Origin of the sequence: Mesorhizobium sp. M0618 (assembly GCF_040320765.1) — a bacterium.
Lineage (GTDB): Bacteria > Pseudomonadota > Alphaproteobacteria > Rhizobiales > Rhizobiaceae > Mesorhizobium.
The window spans coordinates 73225-89847 of sequence record NZ_JAMYQH010000016.1 but is presented as its reverse complement, the minus strand read 5'-3'; the positions used below and the strand labels follow the sequence as shown (position 1 = coordinate 89847).

Below are 16623 nucleotides of genomic sequence, written 5' to 3'. Positions count from 1 at the left end.
AAGTGGCCCTAACCGGTCCACATTACGCAGCTGCTATTCCCCACTCACTACTGACTACTCCCTATTCCCTAAATTAAGCCGCTTCAGCCGCGAGGCGCTGTGCCTTCTCGACCGCTTCCTCGATGCCGCCGACCATGTAGAAGGCAGCTTCCGGAAGGTGATCGTAGTCGCCGTTGCAGAGGCCCTTGAAGCCCTTGATGGTGTCGGCGAGGTCGACCAGCTTGCCCGGCGCGCCGGTGAACACTTCGGCGACGAAGAACGGCTGCGACAGGAAGCGCTCGATCTTGCGGGCGCGGGCCACGGTTTGCTTGTCCTCTTCCGACAGCTCGTCCATGCCCAGGATGGCGATGATGTCCTGCAGCGACTTGTAGCGCTGGAGGATCGACTGCACCTGGCGCGCGACGCCATAATGCTCGTCGCCGACGACCAGCGGGTCGAGCATGCGCGAGGTCGAATCCAGCGGATCGACGGCCGGATAGATGCCCTTTTCGGCGATGGCGCGGTTGAGCGTCGTCGTCGCGTCAAGGTGGGCGAACGAGGTCGCCGGCGCCGGATCGGTCAAGTCGTCGGCGGGCACGTAGATGGCCTGCACGGACGTGATCGAGCCCTTGGTGGTGGTGGTGATGCGTTCCTGCAGCGCGCCCATGTCGGTGGCGAGCGTCGGCTGATAGCCCACGGCCGAAGGAATACGGCCAAGCAGAGCCGACACTTCCGAGCCAGCCTGGGTGAAGCGGAAGATGTTGTCGACGAAGAACAGCACGTCCTGGCCCTGGTCGCGGAAATATTCCGCAACCGTCAGGCCGGTCAGGCCGACGCGGGCGCGCGCGCCCGGCGGCTCGTTCATCTGGCCGTAGACGAGTGCCGCCTTGGAGCCTTCGCCGCCGCCCTTCTTGTTGACGCCGGATTCGATGAACTCGTGATAGAGATCGTTGCCTTCGCGGGTGCGCTCGCCGACGCCAGCGAACACCGAGTAACCGCCATGCGCCTTGGCGATGTTGTTGATCAGTTCCTGGATCAGCACGGTCTTGCCGACGCCGGCGCCGCCGAACAGGCCGATCTTGCCGCCCTTGGCGTAGGGCGCCAGCAGGTCGAGCACCTTAATGCCGGTGATCAGGATCTGCGCTTCCGTCGACTGCTCGACATAGGTCGGAGCCGGCTGGTGGATGGAGCGCATTTCGGTCGCGTCGACCGGGCCTTCTTCGTCGACCGGCTCGCCGATGACGTTGATGATGCGGCCGAGCATGCCCGGGCCGACCGGCACGGTGATCGGCGCGCCGGTGTCACGCACTTCCTGGCCGCGAACCAGACCTTCGGTCGAGTCCATGGCGATGCAGCGCACGGTGTTTTCACCCAGGTGCTGGGCGACTTCGAGCACCAGTCGGTTACCGACATTGGTCGTCTCGAGCGCGTTCAGGATCGCCGGCAGGTGATCGCCGAACTGCACGTCGACAACGGCGCCGATGACCTGGCGGACCTTGCCGGCAACGCCGGTTGCCTTGCTGGCCACTGCCGATGTCTTGGCAGCGGCGGCCTTCGCCGGCGCTGCTGCCTTGGCCGGGGCAGCCTTCGCGGCTGCTGCTGGAGCCTTTGCCGCCTTCACGGGGGCTGCGGTTTTCGCGGCTGCGGCCTTGGGGGCTGCCGTCTTGGATGTCGCCTTCTGGGGGGTCGCTGCTTTCGCCATCGTCTTTACCCTTTTTCGTCCTTTGTTTCTCACGCGGTCCGATCGCGGGTCGATGACCCGCGAACCGCGCCTAGAGCGCCTCGGCGCCCGAAATGATTTCGATCAGTTCCTTGGTGATCTGCGCCTGCCGCTGGCGGTTATAGGTGATCGACAGCTTGTTGATCATGTCGCCGGCGTTGCGCGTCGCATTGTCCATGGCGCTCATCTTGGCGCCCATTTCGCCGGCCACATTTTCGAGCAGCGCCCGGAAAACCTGCACGGAGATGTTGCGCGGAATGAGGTCGGAGAGGATTTCGCCCGGCTCCGGTTCATATTCGTAGACGGCGTTGCCGCCATCCGTCGCCTCGGCAGGAGCCGAAGCAACGCCGGCCGGAATGATCTGCTGCGCGGTCGGGATTTGGCTGATCACCGACTTGAACTGCGAATAGAACAGCGTGCAGATGTCGAAGCCGCCCTCATTGAAGAGGTGGATGACCTTCTTGGCGATCGCATCGGCATTGACGAAGCCGAGTGTCTTGACCTCGCGCAGATCGACGCGGTCGATGATCATCGACGCATAGTCGCGGCGCAGGATGTCGAAACCCTTCTTGCCGACGCAGATGATCTTGACCTGCTTGCCGTCCGCCAAAAGCTTGCGGATATGGTCGCGGGCAAGGCGGGCGATCTGCGAATTGAAGCCGCCGCACAGGCCGCGCTCGGCGGTGCAGACGACGAGCAGATGCACGTCATCCTTGCCGGTGCCGGTCATCAGCGCCGGGGCATCGCCGCCGCCGCCGATGGCCTGGGTGATGTTGGCCAGCACGGAACCCATGCGCTCCGAATAGGGGCGCGCCGCTTCCGCAGCCTCTTGCGCACGGCGCAGCTTCGCCGCGGCGACCATCTGCATCGCCTTGGTGATCTTCTGCGTCGCCTTGACCGAGGCGATACGGTTACGAAGGTCTTTTAATGAAGGCATGCTTCAAACCTGATCCCGTCTTGCAATTCGCTCAGGCGAAGGTCTTGGCGAAAGCGTCGATCTCGGCCTTCAGCTTGGCGCGCAGATCGTCCGACAGCGCCTTTTCCTTGCCGATGGCATCGAGGACGTCCTTGCCGGCCGAACGCATGTGGCTGAGCAGGCCATGCTCGAACTTGCCGACCTGGTTGACCGGCAGCTTGTCGAGATAGCCGTTGACGCCGGCGAAGATCACCGCGACCTGCTCTTCCGTCTTCAGCGGCGAGAACTGCGGCTGCTTCAGGAGTTCGGTCAGGCGCGATCCGCGGTTGAGCAGGCGCTGCGTGGCGGCGTCGAGATCGGAGCCGAACTGCGCGAAGGCCGCCATTTCGCGGTACTGCGCGAGCTCGCCCTTGATCGAGCCGGCAACCTGCTTCATCGCCTTGATCTGCGCGGCCGAGCCGACGCGGCTGACCGACAGGCCGACGTTCACCGCAGGACGGATGCCCTGGAAGAACAGGTTGGTTTCGAGGAATATCTGGCCGTCGGTGATCGAGATCACGTTGGTCGGGATGTAGGCCGACACGTCGTTGGCCTGCGTCTCGATGATCGGCAGCGCGGTCAGCGAACCACCGCCCAGATCGTCGTTGAGCTTGGCGGCGCGCTCGAGCAGGCGCGAGTGCAGGTAGAAGACGTCGCCCGGATAGGCTTCGCGGCCCGGCGGGCGGCGCAGCAGCAGCGACATCTGGCGATAGGCGACGGCCTGCTTCGACAGATCGTCATAGCTGATCAGCGCGTGCATGCCATTGTCGCGGAAATATTCGCCCATGGTGGCGCCAGCGAACGGCGCCAGGAACTGCATCGGTGCCGGATCGGAAGCGGTGGCGGCGACGATGATCGAGTATTCGAGCGCGCCGCGCTCTTCCAGCACCTTGACGAACTGCGCGACGGTCGAGCGCTTCTGGCCGACGGCGACATAGACGCAGTAGAGCTTTTCCTTCTCGGGGCCGTTGTCGTGCACCGACTTCTGGTTGAGCATCGTGTCGAGGATGATGGCGGTCTTGCCGGTCTGGCGATCGCCGATGACCAGCTCGCGCTGGCCGCGACCGACCGGGATCAACGCATCGATGGCCTTGAGGCCGGTCGACATCGGCTCGTTCACCGACTTGCGCGGGATGATGCCGGGCGCCTTGACGTCGACGCGCTTGCGCTCGACTGCCTTGATCGGACCCTTGCCGTCGATCGGATTGCCGAGCGCATCGACAACGCGGCCGAGCAGGCCGGGGCCGACGGGGACGTCGACGATCGCGCCGGTGCGCTTGACGATATCGCCTTCCTTGATGTCGCGGTCGGCGCCGAAGATGACGACGCCGACATTGTCGGCTTCGAGGTTGAGCGCCATGCCGCGGATGCCGCCGGGGAATTCGACCATTTCGCCGGCCTGGACATTGTCGAGGCCGTAGACACGGGCGATACCGTCACCGACGGACAGCACCTGTCCGACTTCGGAGACCTCGGCCTCCTTGCCGAAATTCTTGATCTGGTCTTTCAGAATTGCGGAAATTTCCGCGGCGCGGATGTCCATCAGCCGACCTCTTTCAGTGCAAGCTTGAGCGAATTGAGTTTGGTTTTGAGCGACGTATCGATCTGGCGCGAGCCCATCTTGACCACCAGCCCGCCGAGCAGCGACGGATCGACGGTGACGGAGATGGCCACGTCCTTGCCGGCAACGCTCTTCAGCGCCGCCTTGAGTTCGGTCTGCTGGGCAGCCGTCAGCTCGTGCGCCGACGTCACTTCAGCAGCGGTCTCGCCACGATGTTCGGCTGATATCTGGCGGAACGCCCTGATCATGCCGGGAATGGCGAACAGCCGGCGGTTGCGGGCGACGACGCGCAGGAAATTGCCAGTGAGGCCGGCAATCCCCGCCTTGTCGGCAATCGCCGCAATGGCCTTCGCCTGGTCCTCGCTGGAGAACACCGGGCTATTGATCAGCCGGCTGAGATCAGCGCTGCCCGCGAGCATGGCTTCGAAACTGTTGAGGTCGGCTTCGACCTTGGCCACGGAATTTGCCTGCAGGGCGAGTTCGAACAGCGAACCCGCATAGCGTTCTGCGACACCTGAGATTGGCGATGACGATTGAGCCACGGACCGTCTTTTCTCTTGTCTGACAGGCCGTAGATTGTTGGCGCGAGCAAAAACTCTGGCTAAATCTTTGACCTTACTGCATTTTTTCGAGCACGGAGGCGCGGCTTCCGCTATCCCCGGCCGAAAGTCGATTGCCGTCTAGCACAGGCATTTTAAGACCGCAATGCGTCGTTCCGCATGGTTTTCAGGCACTATTGTCGCATCCGGGGAAAGTCACCCGTCTTCCATCGCGGAATACCCAACGATTCAAGGCAGAAAGCCGAAGGCAAAGGCGAGCGGCAACGCCGCCAGGACCAATTCCAGCACAATGGAAACCCAATTGAAAGGCGTGTTGGCGCCATCAGACATCATCGACAGCAGCCGGCCGAAGGCGGTGAACAACCAGGAAAAGCCGAGCGCCATGTAGATCAGCGGCTGCGCCAGCAGGATACAGCACAGGCCGACACCGAGATAAAAGCCCGACATCCTGCCGCGCCCCTCGGCGATCGCGGCAGCCTTCTCTGGCTTGACCTGCAAGCGCAGGGCACGGAAGGCGAGACCAGGTGCCAGAAAAAACAAAAGACCGAGCAGCACGGTGAAGACGGCGCTCGACCAGGCCAGCCATTCGCCCTGGCTCGTCGGCCATGGAAGCGCAAAATCCATCTCGTCCCCTCGAAATGCCTGTTTTGAAATTCCGGGCATTCTAGCGAAGGAAAGAAAGGACGCCAGATGGAGTCCGGCAATTTGCGGAAGCCTGTCAGCCCAGCGTGAATTCGACCGCCGCCTCGGCATGGATGCGCGTTGTGTCGAAGACCGGAACGTCGAAGTCCTGCTGGCCGATGAGCATGGTGATCTCGGTGCAGCCCATGATGACGCTGTCGGCCGCCTCTTCGCGGCGCAGGCGCTCGGTCTCGGCTATGTAAGCCGCCTTTGAAGTCTCCTTGACGATGCCTTGGCACAGTTCCTCATAGATGACACGATGGACCATGTCGCGCCCGGCCGCATCCGGCACCACAGGGCTCAATCCAAATCTGTCGGCGAGCCGGCCCTTGTAGAAGTCCTGCTCCATGGTGAAGCGCGTCGCCAGCAGCGCCGGCCGCTGCATGCCGGCGCGCTTGACCGCCACCGCCGTGGCGTCGGCGATGTGGATCAGCGGGATCGACACCGACGCCTGCACCTCATCGGCCAGCCTGTGCATGGTGTTGGTGCACAAAAGCAGACCTTCCGCGCCGCCGGCCTCGAGTTTGCGCGCTGCTTCGACGAGAAGCACGCCGGCGCCGTCCCAGTCGCCGTGATGCTGCCGCTCGGCGATCTCTGCAAAATCGAAGGACCACAGCAGGAGTTTGGCAGAATGCAAGCCGCCCAGCCGCTCGCGCACGATCTCGTTGAGCAGGCGATAGTAGATGGCGGTCGATTCCCAGCTCATGCCGCCCAGAAGGCCGAGGGTTTTCATAAGGGCTGTTCCTTTTCCTGGGCGATCCCCGATACTATAAACACATGAGAGCATAAGGAGGTCGCAGTGAAAACTGTTGAGCTTCGGCAGGCCAAGGTGGGGCTCTCGGCAATCGTCGGGGCCGCAGGAAACGGCGAGCCAACCATTATCACGAGAAACGGCAAGCCGACCGCCATGGTCATTCCGGTTGCTGAGGGGCGAAAGCTTTATCCGCAAGACAGCCAGAAAAACTTCGGGGACTTTTTGCTTCGGTATCCGGGCGGCATCGAACTTGAGCGAAATGAATCGCCATTGAGGGACGTCGAATTTTGATCCGCTCTCTATAAGCTCATTTACCGAGAGTGGCCGGCGGCGTTCAACTCACAAAAAGCTCTGCGGATCAATATCGACCTGCACCCTGACCGAACCGCGCTGTTTTGGCCCGTTGGCCAGCATGGCCCTGATAAAACCTTGCATATCGGCGCGCCGCTCGCCCTGGATCAGCAGGCGGAAGCGATGGCGGCCGCCGAGCAGTGACAGCGGCGCCTCCGCCGGGCCGAGCACGAACAAATCCGTCGCCTCGGGCGCGGCGCGGCGCAGGCCACGTGCATGGCCTTCGGCTTCAGCCCGCGTCACCGCACTAACGATGACGCCTGCGAGCCGGCCGAAGGGCGGCAGTGCGGCCCGTTCGCGCTCGGCGATCTCACGTTCGTAAAACGCCTCGGCGTCGCCCGAGACGATCGCCCGCATCACCGGGTGGTCGGGCTGAAAAGTCTGCAGCAGGCCAAGGCTCTTCTTGCCGGTGCGGCCGGCGCGGCCGGTGACCTGGCTGAGCAGCTGAAATGTGCGCTCGGCGGCGCGCGGATCGCCATTGGCAAGGCCAAGATCGGCATCGACGACGCCGACCAGGGTCATGTTGGGAAAGTTGTGGCCCTTGGCGACGAGCTGCGTGCCGATGACGATGTCGGCCTCGCCATCGGCGATCGCCTCCAGCTCCAGCCGCAGCCGCCTTACGCCGCCCATCAGGTCCGACGACAAGACGATGGTGCGCGCGTCGGGAAAATGCGTAACGACCTCTTCGGCGATCCGCTCGACACCTGGCCCGCAGGCGACCAGATGATCGAGCGTGCCGCATTCCGGGCAGGCTTCGGGGCGGCGCTCATTGTGCCCGCAATGATGGCAGACCAGCTGGCCGCGAAAACGATGCTCGACCAGCCAGGCCGAGCAGACCGGGCAGCCGAAGCGGTGGCCGCAGACCCGGCACAGCGTCAGCGGCGCATAGCCGCGCCGGTTGAGGAACAGCAGCGACTGCTCCTGCCTCTCCAGCGTCTGGCGCATCTGGTCGAGCAGCACCGGCGACAGGAAACCGCCACGCGCCGGCGGCGCGCGCCGCATGTCGACCGCCTTCAGATGCGGAAGCGCCGCCTCGGCGAAGCGAGCGGAAAGCACCGCTCTGTTGTATTTACCTTGGCTGGCATTGACCCGGCTTTCAACCGATGGCGTCGCCGACGCCAGCACGACCGGAAAGCTGCCGATATGGCCGCGCACCACCGCCATATCGCGCGCATTGTAGAAGACGCGGTCCTCCTGCTTGTAGGCAGGGTCGTGCTCCTCGTCGACGACGATCAGGCCAAGCTCCTTGAACGGCAGGAACAGCGCCGAACGCGCACCGGCGACGACCCGCACGCCGCCTTCCGCCACTTGCCGCCAAACCCGCTCGCGCATCCGCGGCGGCAGGTCGGAATGCCATTCACCCGGCTTGGCGCCGAAGCGCTGCTGGAAGCGCTCGAGAAAGGCATGCGTCAGCGCGATTTCCGGCAGCAGGATCAGCACCTGCCTGCCCTGGTCGAGCGCAGCCGCCACCGCTTCGAAATAAACCTCCGTCTTACCTGATCCGGTGACGCCGTCGAGCAGCGCGACGTTGAACACGCCGGCTGCGACATTGGCGCGCAGCATCTGCGCCGCGGCGCTCTGGTCCGGCATCAGTTCCGGTGTGGCGTAGGCGGGATCGGGCGCGGCCACCACCGGGCGCGGCGGGATCATCACGGTCTCGAACACGCCTTGCGCCCTCAGGCCGTCGATCACCGTCGACGACACGCCGGCGGCGTGAGCGAGGCCGGAGCGCGTCCAGGCAAGGCCGCCTTCGGCCGTCTCCAGCACGCGCTGCCTGGCGCTCGTCATCCGGTCGGGTGCGAGAAGCGTGCGCTGCAATCCCTCGATCCACGGTTCGGGGTCGAAAGCCTCCGGCGCCCTGAGCAGCATGCGCGCCACCATGCCCGGCGGCGACAGCGTGTACTGCGCCACCCAGTCGACGAAGCGGCGCATCGCGCGGTCGATCGGCGGGCAGTCGAAAACCTGTTCGATGGGGCGCAGCTTTTTCGCGTCGACCTTCTCGACCGCGCCATCCCAGACGATGCCGGCGACCTGGCGCGGACCGAGCGGCACGCGCACGATCGAGCCCGGCACCACGCGCATGCCGGCCGGCACGGCATAGGTGTAGGGGCGTTCGGCGGGCATCGGCACCAGCACCGGTGCGGCTGCGACAAAGGGCGAATCTTCGATCATGAGGCGTGACCTTGCCCTGACTTTGGTCTAGATCAAAGGCCGACCCCGAATGTGCATGACATGCACATGAAAATCTTCAGGAGACCCGCCATGAAATTTTTTGTCGACACCGCCGACGTCAAGGATATCCGTGAGCTGAACGATCTGGGGCTGCTCGACGGCGTCACCACCAATCCGTCGCTGATCCTCAAATCCGGCGGCAAGATCGCCGAGGTCACCAAAGAGATTTGCGACATCGTCAAGGGTCCGGTCTCGGCTGAAGTCACCGCCACCGAATATTCCGAGATGATGCAGCAGGCCAAGGTTCTGGCCAAGATCGCCGACAATGTCTGCATCAAGGTGCCGCTGACGCTGGACGGGCTCAAGGCCTGCAAGACGATCCGCACCGAGATGAACCGCCTGGTCAACGTCACGCTGTGCTTTTCGGCCAACCAGGCGCTGCTGGCGGCCAAGGCCGGTGCCTCGTTCATCTCGCCCTTCGTCGGCCGCGTCGACGACATCGGCATCGACGGCATGGAGCTGATCCAGGAGATCAGGCAGATCTACGACAATTACGATTTCCAGACCGAGATCCTGGTCGCTTCGGTGCGCACCGTGAACCATGTCAAGCAGGCGGCGCTCATCGGCGCCGATGTCGTGACCGCGCCGCCGGCGACCCTGAAGGCACTGGTCAAGCACCCGCTGACCGATAAGGGCCTGGAACAGTTCCTTGCCGACTGGGCAAAAACCGGCCAGAAGATCGGCTGAGAATGGCGATCGGCTGAAGCCAATTCGCTTGTGATGAAAAGGCCGGGCAACCGGCCTTTTTCATGTGCGCTTCAAGCGGGCTGCCGATCAGTCCGCGCCATCGTCCTCGGGTGCGCTTGCCGGCTGGCGCCGGCCCATGATGATTTCGCGTTTGCCGACATGGTTGGGTGTGCCGACCAAACCTTCCTTTTCCATACGCTCGACCAGGGACGCGGCGCGGTTGTAGCCGATGCCGAGGCGGCGCTGGATGTAGGACGTCGAACACTTCTTGTCGCGCACCACCACCTTGACCGCCTCGTCGTAGATCGCGTCGCTGTCTTCGGCTGCAACGGATCCCTTGTCGAAGACCGCGCCCTGGTCTTCTTCGATTTCTTCCTCGTCCTCATCGGCCGTCACGGTTTCCAGATATTCGGGGCGCCCTTGCGCCTTGAGATGCGCGACGACATGCTCGACCTCCGCGTCGGAAACAAACGGCCCATGCACGCGCGAAATGCGCCCGCCACCCATCATGTGCAGCATGTCGCCCTGGCCAAGCAACTGCTCGGCGCCCTGCTCGCCCAGGATGGTGCGGCTGTCGATCTTCGATGTAACCTGGAAGGAAATCCGGGTCGGGAAGTTGGCCTTGATCGTGCCCGTGATGACATCGACCGAGGGGCGCTGCGTTGCCATGATCAGGTGAATGCCGGCAGCGCGCGCCATCTGCGCCAGTCGCTGGATCGCGCCTTCGATCTCCTTGCCGGCGACCATCATCAGGTCGGCCATCTCGTCGACGATGACGACAATGTAGGGCATCGGCGCAAGGTCGATTTCCTGCTGTTCGAAAAGCGGTTCGCCGGTGCCCTTTTCGAAGCCGGTCTGCACCGTCATGACAACCGTCTCGCCCTTGTCGCGGGCAGCGGCGGCACGCTCGTTGTAGCCGTCGATGTTGCGCACACCGAGCCGCGCCATCTTGCGATACCGGTCCTCCATTTCGCGCACCGCCCATTTGAGCGCCGTCACGGCTTTCTTGGGGTCCGTGACGACGGGCGTCAGAAGATGCGGGATGCCGTCATAGACAGAGAGTTCGAGCATCTTGGGATCGACCATGATCAGCCGGCATTCTTCCGGCTTCAACCGATAGAGCAACGACAGGATCATGGTGTTGATGGCGACCGACTTGCCGGAGCCGGTGGTTCCGGCCACCAGCAAATGCGGCATCTTCGCCAGCTCGGCGATGACCGGCTCGCCGCCGATCGTCTTGCCGAGACAAAGCGCCAGCTTGCAGCTGGTCTTGCGAAAGCCTTCCGATTCGATCAGCTCCCGGAAATAGACGGTTTCGCGCATCTCGTTCGGGAGCTCGATGCCGATGACGTTGCGGCCAGGCACGACGGCGACGCGCGCCGAAATCGCCGACATGGAGCGGGCGATATCGTCTGCAAGCCCGATGACGCGAGAAGATTTGACGCCCGGCGCCGGCTCGAACTCATAGAGCGTGACGACCGGGCCTGGGCGAACATGAATGATCTCGCCACGCACGCCGAAGTCCTCGAGCACGCTTTCCAGCAGATCGGCGTTCTGCTCGAGCCGCTCCTGCGACATGTAGAAGCCTTGTCCCTCCGGTGGCTGCTGCAACAGCTCTTCCGAGGGAAGCTCATAGGGATCGCCCGCGGTTGACAGCACGACCTTTCCAGCCCCAGGCAAGCGCGCGGAGCGGGCGCCAACGGCCCTGGCAGGGACGTTCACACTTGGCGCGGCCGACGCGGAAACGGCGTCGCTTTTGGCGGCTGGGATTGCGACAGCCTCGACCGGCGACGGCGCATTGCTCGCTGGCACGCCAGGTTGGGCGACGCTCCGGTTCGAATTGGCCGGCCAAACATCCGGCAACGGCTTCAAGGCCTGGCCCGGAAGGCAGTCGATGACACGAAACAATGCGGTGGCATCGGATCCTGTCGACGGGCGAATGTCGATCGGCATAGTGGTCGCTGGCGCTACGGCGACCGGTGCAGGCGACGCTGGACCGGTCTGCCGGGCCGGCGACGAAACGTCGACCAGATAGGGTGCCATAGCCTCGAAGAACGCATGATCCGAAAGATATGGCCAGCGCAGCCTTTCGGAAGTGGTCGTTTTGGCGCCCGGAGCAACGGACGCGCGCGCGGATGCCCGTGCCGTAGCGACCGACCTCGGCGGCACCGGCGCAACGGCTGGCGCCTTCTCCCTGGCGCGCTCCGGGGCAACAAAAGCAGCAGCCGGCGGTAATGACCCTTGCGAGGCGTGGCCGGCCAGCGGCTGGGAAGCAGGGCTTTTCACCGACGCCGGCAATGCCAGTAGCGAAGGCGCGGAGGACGCCCCGTTGATCATCGATTGCGCAACGGTTTGCTCTGCTGGGCGCGTCGCGGCGTGTTCGACAACACGCTCGTGCTGCGGATGATGCTTCCTGGCCTCATAGTCCGGCGTGCGTGTAAAACGCACGTTGGGTGCAAGGAAGAAATATTCCTGCCAGGCAGGGCTCTCGATATCGCCGATTTTCGAAGGCGTATCCTCTGACCCACCCCGAGGCTCCATATAGGGCCGCTTGTTGCCGCCGAGATCGACCACCGGTGCGGAATAGCCGGCCCGGCGTGTGGTGGGCTGCCGGCCGTCCGGCTCCTTGCGAGCCGGAGGATCAAAGTCGCCTGCCGCGGAAGAACTTCGCTGACCACCCCTGTCGCCGATGCTCTCCAAGCGCTTCCCCTCGGGGCCATCAGGCAATGCAGCCGTCGATAAATTGACCCGGGAAAAACGCTTGGCTTCCATTCTCAAGACTCACTTTGAAATGTCTGCCGAGCAATAGGGAGCGAGTGGTTAACAGTTGCTTCCCGGATGGATCGCCGACCATCCTGGGCACCAAAATCTTCGTGGTGGTCTGCGAGCGACACGGCACGATCGTCGTCTCGCCGCATCCACGCTGGTGGCGCGATCTACTCGCTGTGCCGTAGCAGATCGATGGGTCTTCGGACAATTTCTGTTCGAGAATCTGGTCATGGTCCCGCGATCACCCCATCATGCCTGGGGCCAGACCGTTTCCGTGAAGGGATGAGGTGCGCTAGCCGGTCTTGCCGTGCCGGACAAGGTCCTGGGCAATGGACAGCTGCAGCGCTTCCGCCAACTCTCGCGCAGCGCGATTCTCGGCGTCGATCTGCGCCCGGTATGCGGCGAATTCCTGACGCGGCCTGTCGAAGGACGACGTGATCGAACGTTTGCCGGATGCGATCACCACGCCGGTCTTCGCATCGGCCAGCGTATAGCTGCCGGTCAGCGTCACGGAACCGGCGGTCGGTTCGTCTTCATCCGTTCCGACCTGCACGAGTGCCGCGGACTCGACCGCTTCGGTCACGCCGAGATTGAGCGAATATGCCGGCGAGGCCGGCTCGCCGGCGCCTCGTCCAAACCCGAAAATCAGATTGTTGCGCACCTGTTGGCCGTAACGCGTATTGACCGGCTTGATGCCGATCAACGCCAGTTCGGCACTGGCACTGGCCTGCGAACCCGACAGTGGCGCGCTCGAATAGAGCGGCCGCACCGTGCAGGCCGAGACAAGCGCGAGCGAACCTATCAGGCCGGCAAGCGCTATGCGGCGCAGCAAATGGCTCAACTCTGTCTTTTCCCGATCAGGCAACGACATTGACGATCCTCTGCGGCACGATGATCACCTTGCGCGGAGCCTTCCCTTCGAGTGCTTTCTGCACGAAGTCGAGAGCCAATACCGCTTTTTCGACCGCACCTTGGTCCGCGTCGCGGGCAATTGTCAAATCCCCCCGCTTCTTGCCGTTGACCTGTACCGGATAGGTGACTTCGTTGTCGACGACCAGCGCCGGATCGAAGACCGGCCAAGGCCGTTCGGCAACGAGATCGGTGCCGCCAAGCGTTGCCCAGCACTCCTCGGCCAGATGCGGCATGACCGGCGCGATCAGATGCACGAGAATCTCCACCGCCTGCCGGCAGGCGCCTTTCAGCGCTGCATCGGCCTTGCCTTCGGCCACCTCGTTGAGCGGCGTGGTCAGCGCGTTGGCCAGTTCGTAGATGCGGGCGATGGCGCGGTTGAAGGCGAGCTTCTCGATATCCTCTCCGACCGCCTTCAGGATCTTGTGCGCGGCCTTGGACACCACCGCGGCCTCACCGCTGCTGGCCGCTAAGGGCTTGATGCCGGCCAGTGTTTCGGCCGCCGTCGACACCAGGCGCCAGATGCGCTGGATGAAGCGATGCGCACCGGCAGCGCCATCGTCGGTCCACTCGACATCGCGCTCGGGAGGAGAATCCGACAGCATGAACCAGCGCGCCGTATCGGCGCCGTAGCCATCGGTGATGTCTTCCGGGCTCACCGTGTTCTTCTTCGATTTCGACATCTTTTCCAGCGGACCGATGGTGACGGCCTCGCCGGTGGCGATGTCGATGGCGCTGCGCTTGCCGTCGACATCCTCCAGCCGAACTTCGGTGGGCGCCAGCCAGCGGCCATTCGATGCCGAGCCGACGCGATAGGTTTCGTGCACCACCATGCCTTGCGTGAACAGGCCCTTGAACGGCTCGGCCAGATCGACATGACCGGCCTCGCGCATGGCGCGGGTGAAGAAGCGCGAATAGAGCAGATGCAGGATCGCGTGCTCGATCCCGCCGATATACTGGTCGACCGGCAGCCATTCGTTGGCCGCTTTGGGATCGGTCGGTTCATGCGCCCACGGCGCGGTGAAGCGGGCGAAGTACCACGACGAATCGACGAAGGTGTCCATCGTGTCGGTTTCGCGCCGCGCATCCCTGCCGCATTGCGGACATTTCACATGGCGCCATGTCGGATGCCGGTCGAGCGGATTGCCCGGGCGATCGAAATCGACATCGTCGGGAAGCTTCACCGGCAGGTCCGCCTTCGGCACCGGCACCACGCCGCAAGCCTCGCAATGGATCATCGGGATCGGGCAGCCCCAGTAGCGCTGGCGCGAAATGCCCCAGTCGCGCAGGCGGAAATTCACCTTGCGCTCGGCCATCGGCCGGTTGCCGATCGTCTTCTGCTCCAGCAGTTTGGCGACCTCGTCGAAAGCCTGATCCGGCTTCATGCCGTCGAGAAAGCGCGAATTGATCATCACGCCGTCATCGACATAGGCTTCATCGATGATCTGGAACGTCGCCGGATTCTCGCCTTCCGGCATCACCACCGGAATCACCGGCAGGCCGTATTTGTTGGCGAAGTCGAGGTCGCGCTGGTCGCCGGACGGACAGCCGAAAATGGCGCCGGTGCCGTATTCCATCAGCACGAAATTGGCGACATAGACAGGCAGCATCCAGTTGTCGTCAAACGGATGGACGACGCGGATGCCGGTGTCGAAACCCTTCTTCTCAGCTGTCTCCAGCGCAGCCACCGAGGTGCCCATATGGCCGATATCCTCGATGAACTTCGCCAGCGCCGGATTGTGCGCAGCGGCCTTCTTGGCCAACGGATGATCGGCGGCGACAGCCATGAAGGAAGCGCCGAAGATGGTGTCGGGCCTTGTCGTATAGACTTCCAGCTCATGCTCGCCATCAGAGGCGTCGGCCAGAGGCCAGCGGATCAGCAGGCCTTCCGAGCGGCCGATCCAGTTCTGCTGCATCAGCTTCACTTTTTCCGGCCATTCGTCGAGGCCGTCGAGCGAATCCAGCAGATCCTGGGCGAAGTCGGTGATCTTGAAGAACCACTGCGTCAGTTCGCGCTGTTCTACCAGCGCGCCCGAGCGCCAGCCGCGTCCATCGATGACCTGCTCGTTGGCAAGCACGGTCATGTCCTCCGGATCCCAGTTGACCTTGGAGGATTTGCGCGTCACCAGCCCCTTCTCGACAAAATCGAGGAACAGCATCTGCTGGCGGTGGTAATAGTCGACGTCACAGGTGGCGAATTCGCGCGCCCAGTCCAGCGACAGCCCCATGACCTTGAGCTGCTCGCGCATGGTGGCGATGTTCTGGTAGGTCCACTCCTTGGGATGGACCTTGTTCTGCATCGCCGCGTTTTCGGCCGGCATGCCGAAGGCGTCCCAGCCCATCGGATGCAGCACGTTGAAGCCCTTGGCCCGTTTGTAGCGCGCCACCACGTCGCCCATCGTGTAATTGCGGGTATGACCGATATGGATGCGCCCCGACGGATAGGGGAACATCTCCAGCACATAGTATTTCGGGCGCGGATCGTCATTGTGCGCTTCGAACAGCTTCTTGGCGTCCCAGGCCTTCTGCCATTTGGGCTCTGACGCGCGCGGATTGTATCGTTCGGTTGCCATGGGACGTTTTTCACTTAAAAGCAGGCGCGAACTGCGGGCGATGGCTCGGCAGTTCAGGGAATGTGGTCCGGGTGTTCACCATGGTTTGGCAAACCCGTCAACCATATGGGTATCGCGTCTGACAAAAACGCCGGTCAAAACAGCAGGATTTGCATATGGGTGACGCCGTTCAGCAATTTTTCGCGGTCAAGGCGAAGATCGCCGCCGCCGAGCGCGAGGCCGGCCGCGAAGCCGGCGTCGTGACGCTGGTCGCGGTCTCAAAGACCTTCGACGCTGCCGACATCGGCCCGGTCATCGAGGCCGGCCAGCGCGTCTTCGGCGAGAACCGCGTGCAGGAGGCGCAAGGCAAATGGCCTGATCTGAAGGACGCATTTCCCGACATCGAACTGCATCTGATCGGCCCGCTGCAATCCAACAAGGCCAAGGAGGCTGTGGCGCTGTTCGACGTCATCGAGACGATCGATCGCGAGAAGATCGCCGCCGAACTGGCCAAGGAGATCGCCAGGCAGGGCCGCGCACCGAAGCTCTACGTCCAGGTCAACACCGGCTCCGAGCCGCAGAAGGCAGGCATCGAGCCCCGCGACGCCGTGGCCTTTGTCGCCCGCTGCCGCGACGTGCATGGCCTCGCCATCGAGGGCCTGATGTGCATCCCGCCGGCCGATGAGAACCCCGGCCCGCACTTCGCGCTGTTGGAAAAGCTCGGCAAGGAAGCCGGCGTCGCCAAACTCTCGATGGGCATGTCTGGCGACTACGAGACGGCGATCGCCTTCGGCGCCACCAGCGTCCGCGTCGGTTCGGCGATCTTCGGCAGCCGATAGTTCCGATGCACAGACCGGTCTCTAGTCGCTAAATTCCAACATATTCGATTGGCTGCAGGCCACCACACCTTCGT

Annotated in this window: 13 protein-coding genes; 3 read left to right on the top strand and 10 right to left on the bottom strand. The window is 63.4% G+C overall.

Translation table 11 applies throughout. The annotated features are described in order from the left end of the window. Nucleotides 1-73 precede the first annotated feature (73 nt). From atpD to NKJ04_RS18290, 6 genes are all read right to left on the bottom strand, one after another. Entirely contained in the window at nucleotides 74-1681 is a 1608-nt protein-coding gene (atpD, locus tag NKJ04_RS18315; RefSeq protein WP_023811758.1) for a F0F1 ATP synthase subunit beta, read from the bottom strand. A 70-nt stretch (nucleotides 1682-1751) separates the two neighbouring features. Then, on the bottom strand, nucleotides 1752-2636 hold the full coding sequence (locus tag NKJ04_RS18310; RefSeq protein WP_023811757.1) for a F0F1 ATP synthase subunit gamma: 885 nt from the start codon (nucleotides 2634-2636) through the stop codon (nucleotides 1752-1754). 31 nt (nucleotides 2637-2667) lie between these two features. After that, nucleotides 2668-4197, bottom strand: coding sequence for a F0F1 ATP synthase subunit alpha (atpA, locus tag NKJ04_RS18305; RefSeq protein WP_352677018.1), 1530 nt, complete (start codon nucleotides 4195-4197; stop codon nucleotides 2668-2670). Continuing rightward, on the bottom strand, nucleotides 4197-4757 hold the full coding sequence (locus NKJ04_RS18300; protein WP_023811755.1) for a F0F1 ATP synthase subunit delta: 561 nt from the start codon (nucleotides 4755-4757) through the stop codon (nucleotides 4197-4199). The genes atpA and NKJ04_RS18300 overlap by 1 nt, the downstream gene beginning before the upstream one ends. 246 nt (nucleotides 4758-5003) lie before the next feature. Beyond that, complete coding sequence (locus NKJ04_RS18295; protein WP_013529034.1) at nucleotides 5004-5399, bottom strand: AGROH133_08824 family phage infection protein; 396 nt, start codon at nucleotides 5397-5399, stop codon at nucleotides 5004-5006. Between the two features lie 94 nt (nucleotides 5400-5493). Continuing rightward, nucleotides 5494-6189 (bottom strand): aspartate/glutamate racemase family protein, encoded by a 696-nt coding sequence (locus NKJ04_RS18290; RefSeq protein WP_023811754.1) that lies wholly within the window; start codon nucleotides 6187-6189, stop codon nucleotides 5494-5496. A 66-nt stretch (nucleotides 6190-6255) separates the two neighbouring features. On the opposite strand from NKJ04_RS18290, the gene NKJ04_RS18285 reads away from it, so the two are divergent. Continuing rightward, a complete protein-coding gene (locus tag NKJ04_RS18285; protein ID WP_023811753.1) occupies nucleotides 6256-6501 on the top strand; it encodes a type II toxin-antitoxin system Phd/YefM family antitoxin in 246 nt (81 codons plus the stop codon). A 48-nt stretch (nucleotides 6502-6549) separates the two neighbouring features. On the opposite strand, the gene NKJ04_RS18280 is transcribed toward NKJ04_RS18285, so the two are convergent. Then, entirely contained in the window at nucleotides 6550-8733 is a 2184-nt protein-coding gene (locus tag NKJ04_RS18280) for a primosomal protein N' (protein ID WP_023811752.1), read from the bottom strand. A 90-nt stretch (nucleotides 8734-8823) separates the two neighbouring features. Between NKJ04_RS18280 and fsa the strand changes: the two genes are divergently transcribed. Continuing rightward, nucleotides 8824-9480, top strand: a complete 657-nt coding sequence (gene fsa, locus NKJ04_RS18275; protein WP_023811751.1) for a fructose-6-phosphate aldolase — start codon at nucleotides 8824-8826, stop codon at nucleotides 9478-9480. 87 nt (nucleotides 9481-9567) lie between these two features. On the opposite strand, the gene NKJ04_RS18270 is transcribed toward fsa, so the two are convergent. The 3 genes from NKJ04_RS18270 to leuS all read right to left on the bottom strand — a co-directional run bounded on the left by NKJ04_RS18270 (nucleotide 9568) and on the right by leuS (nucleotide 15731). Continuing rightward, complete coding sequence (locus NKJ04_RS18270) at nucleotides 9568-12252, bottom strand: DNA translocase FtsK (RefSeq protein WP_352677014.1); 2685 nt, start codon at nucleotides 12250-12252, stop codon at nucleotides 9568-9570. Between the two features lie 289 nt (nucleotides 12253-12541). After that, nucleotides 12542-13120, bottom strand: coding sequence for an LPS assembly lipoprotein LptE (gene lptE, locus NKJ04_RS18265; protein WP_023811749.1), 579 nt, complete (start codon nucleotides 13118-13120; stop codon nucleotides 12542-12544). Further along, entirely contained in the window at nucleotides 13107-15731 is a 2625-nt protein-coding gene (gene leuS, locus NKJ04_RS18260; RefSeq protein WP_352677012.1) for a leucine--tRNA ligase, read from the bottom strand. Before leuS ends, lptE begins: the two co-directional genes overlap by 14 nt. A gap of 155 nt (nucleotides 15732-15886) precedes the next feature. Between leuS and NKJ04_RS18255 the strand changes: the two genes are divergently transcribed. Continuing rightward, a complete protein-coding gene (locus NKJ04_RS18255; protein WP_128304066.1) occupies nucleotides 15887-16549 on the top strand; it encodes a YggS family pyridoxal phosphate-dependent enzyme in 663 nt (220 codons plus the stop codon). The last annotated feature ends 74 nt before the right edge of the window (nucleotides 16550-16623 follow it).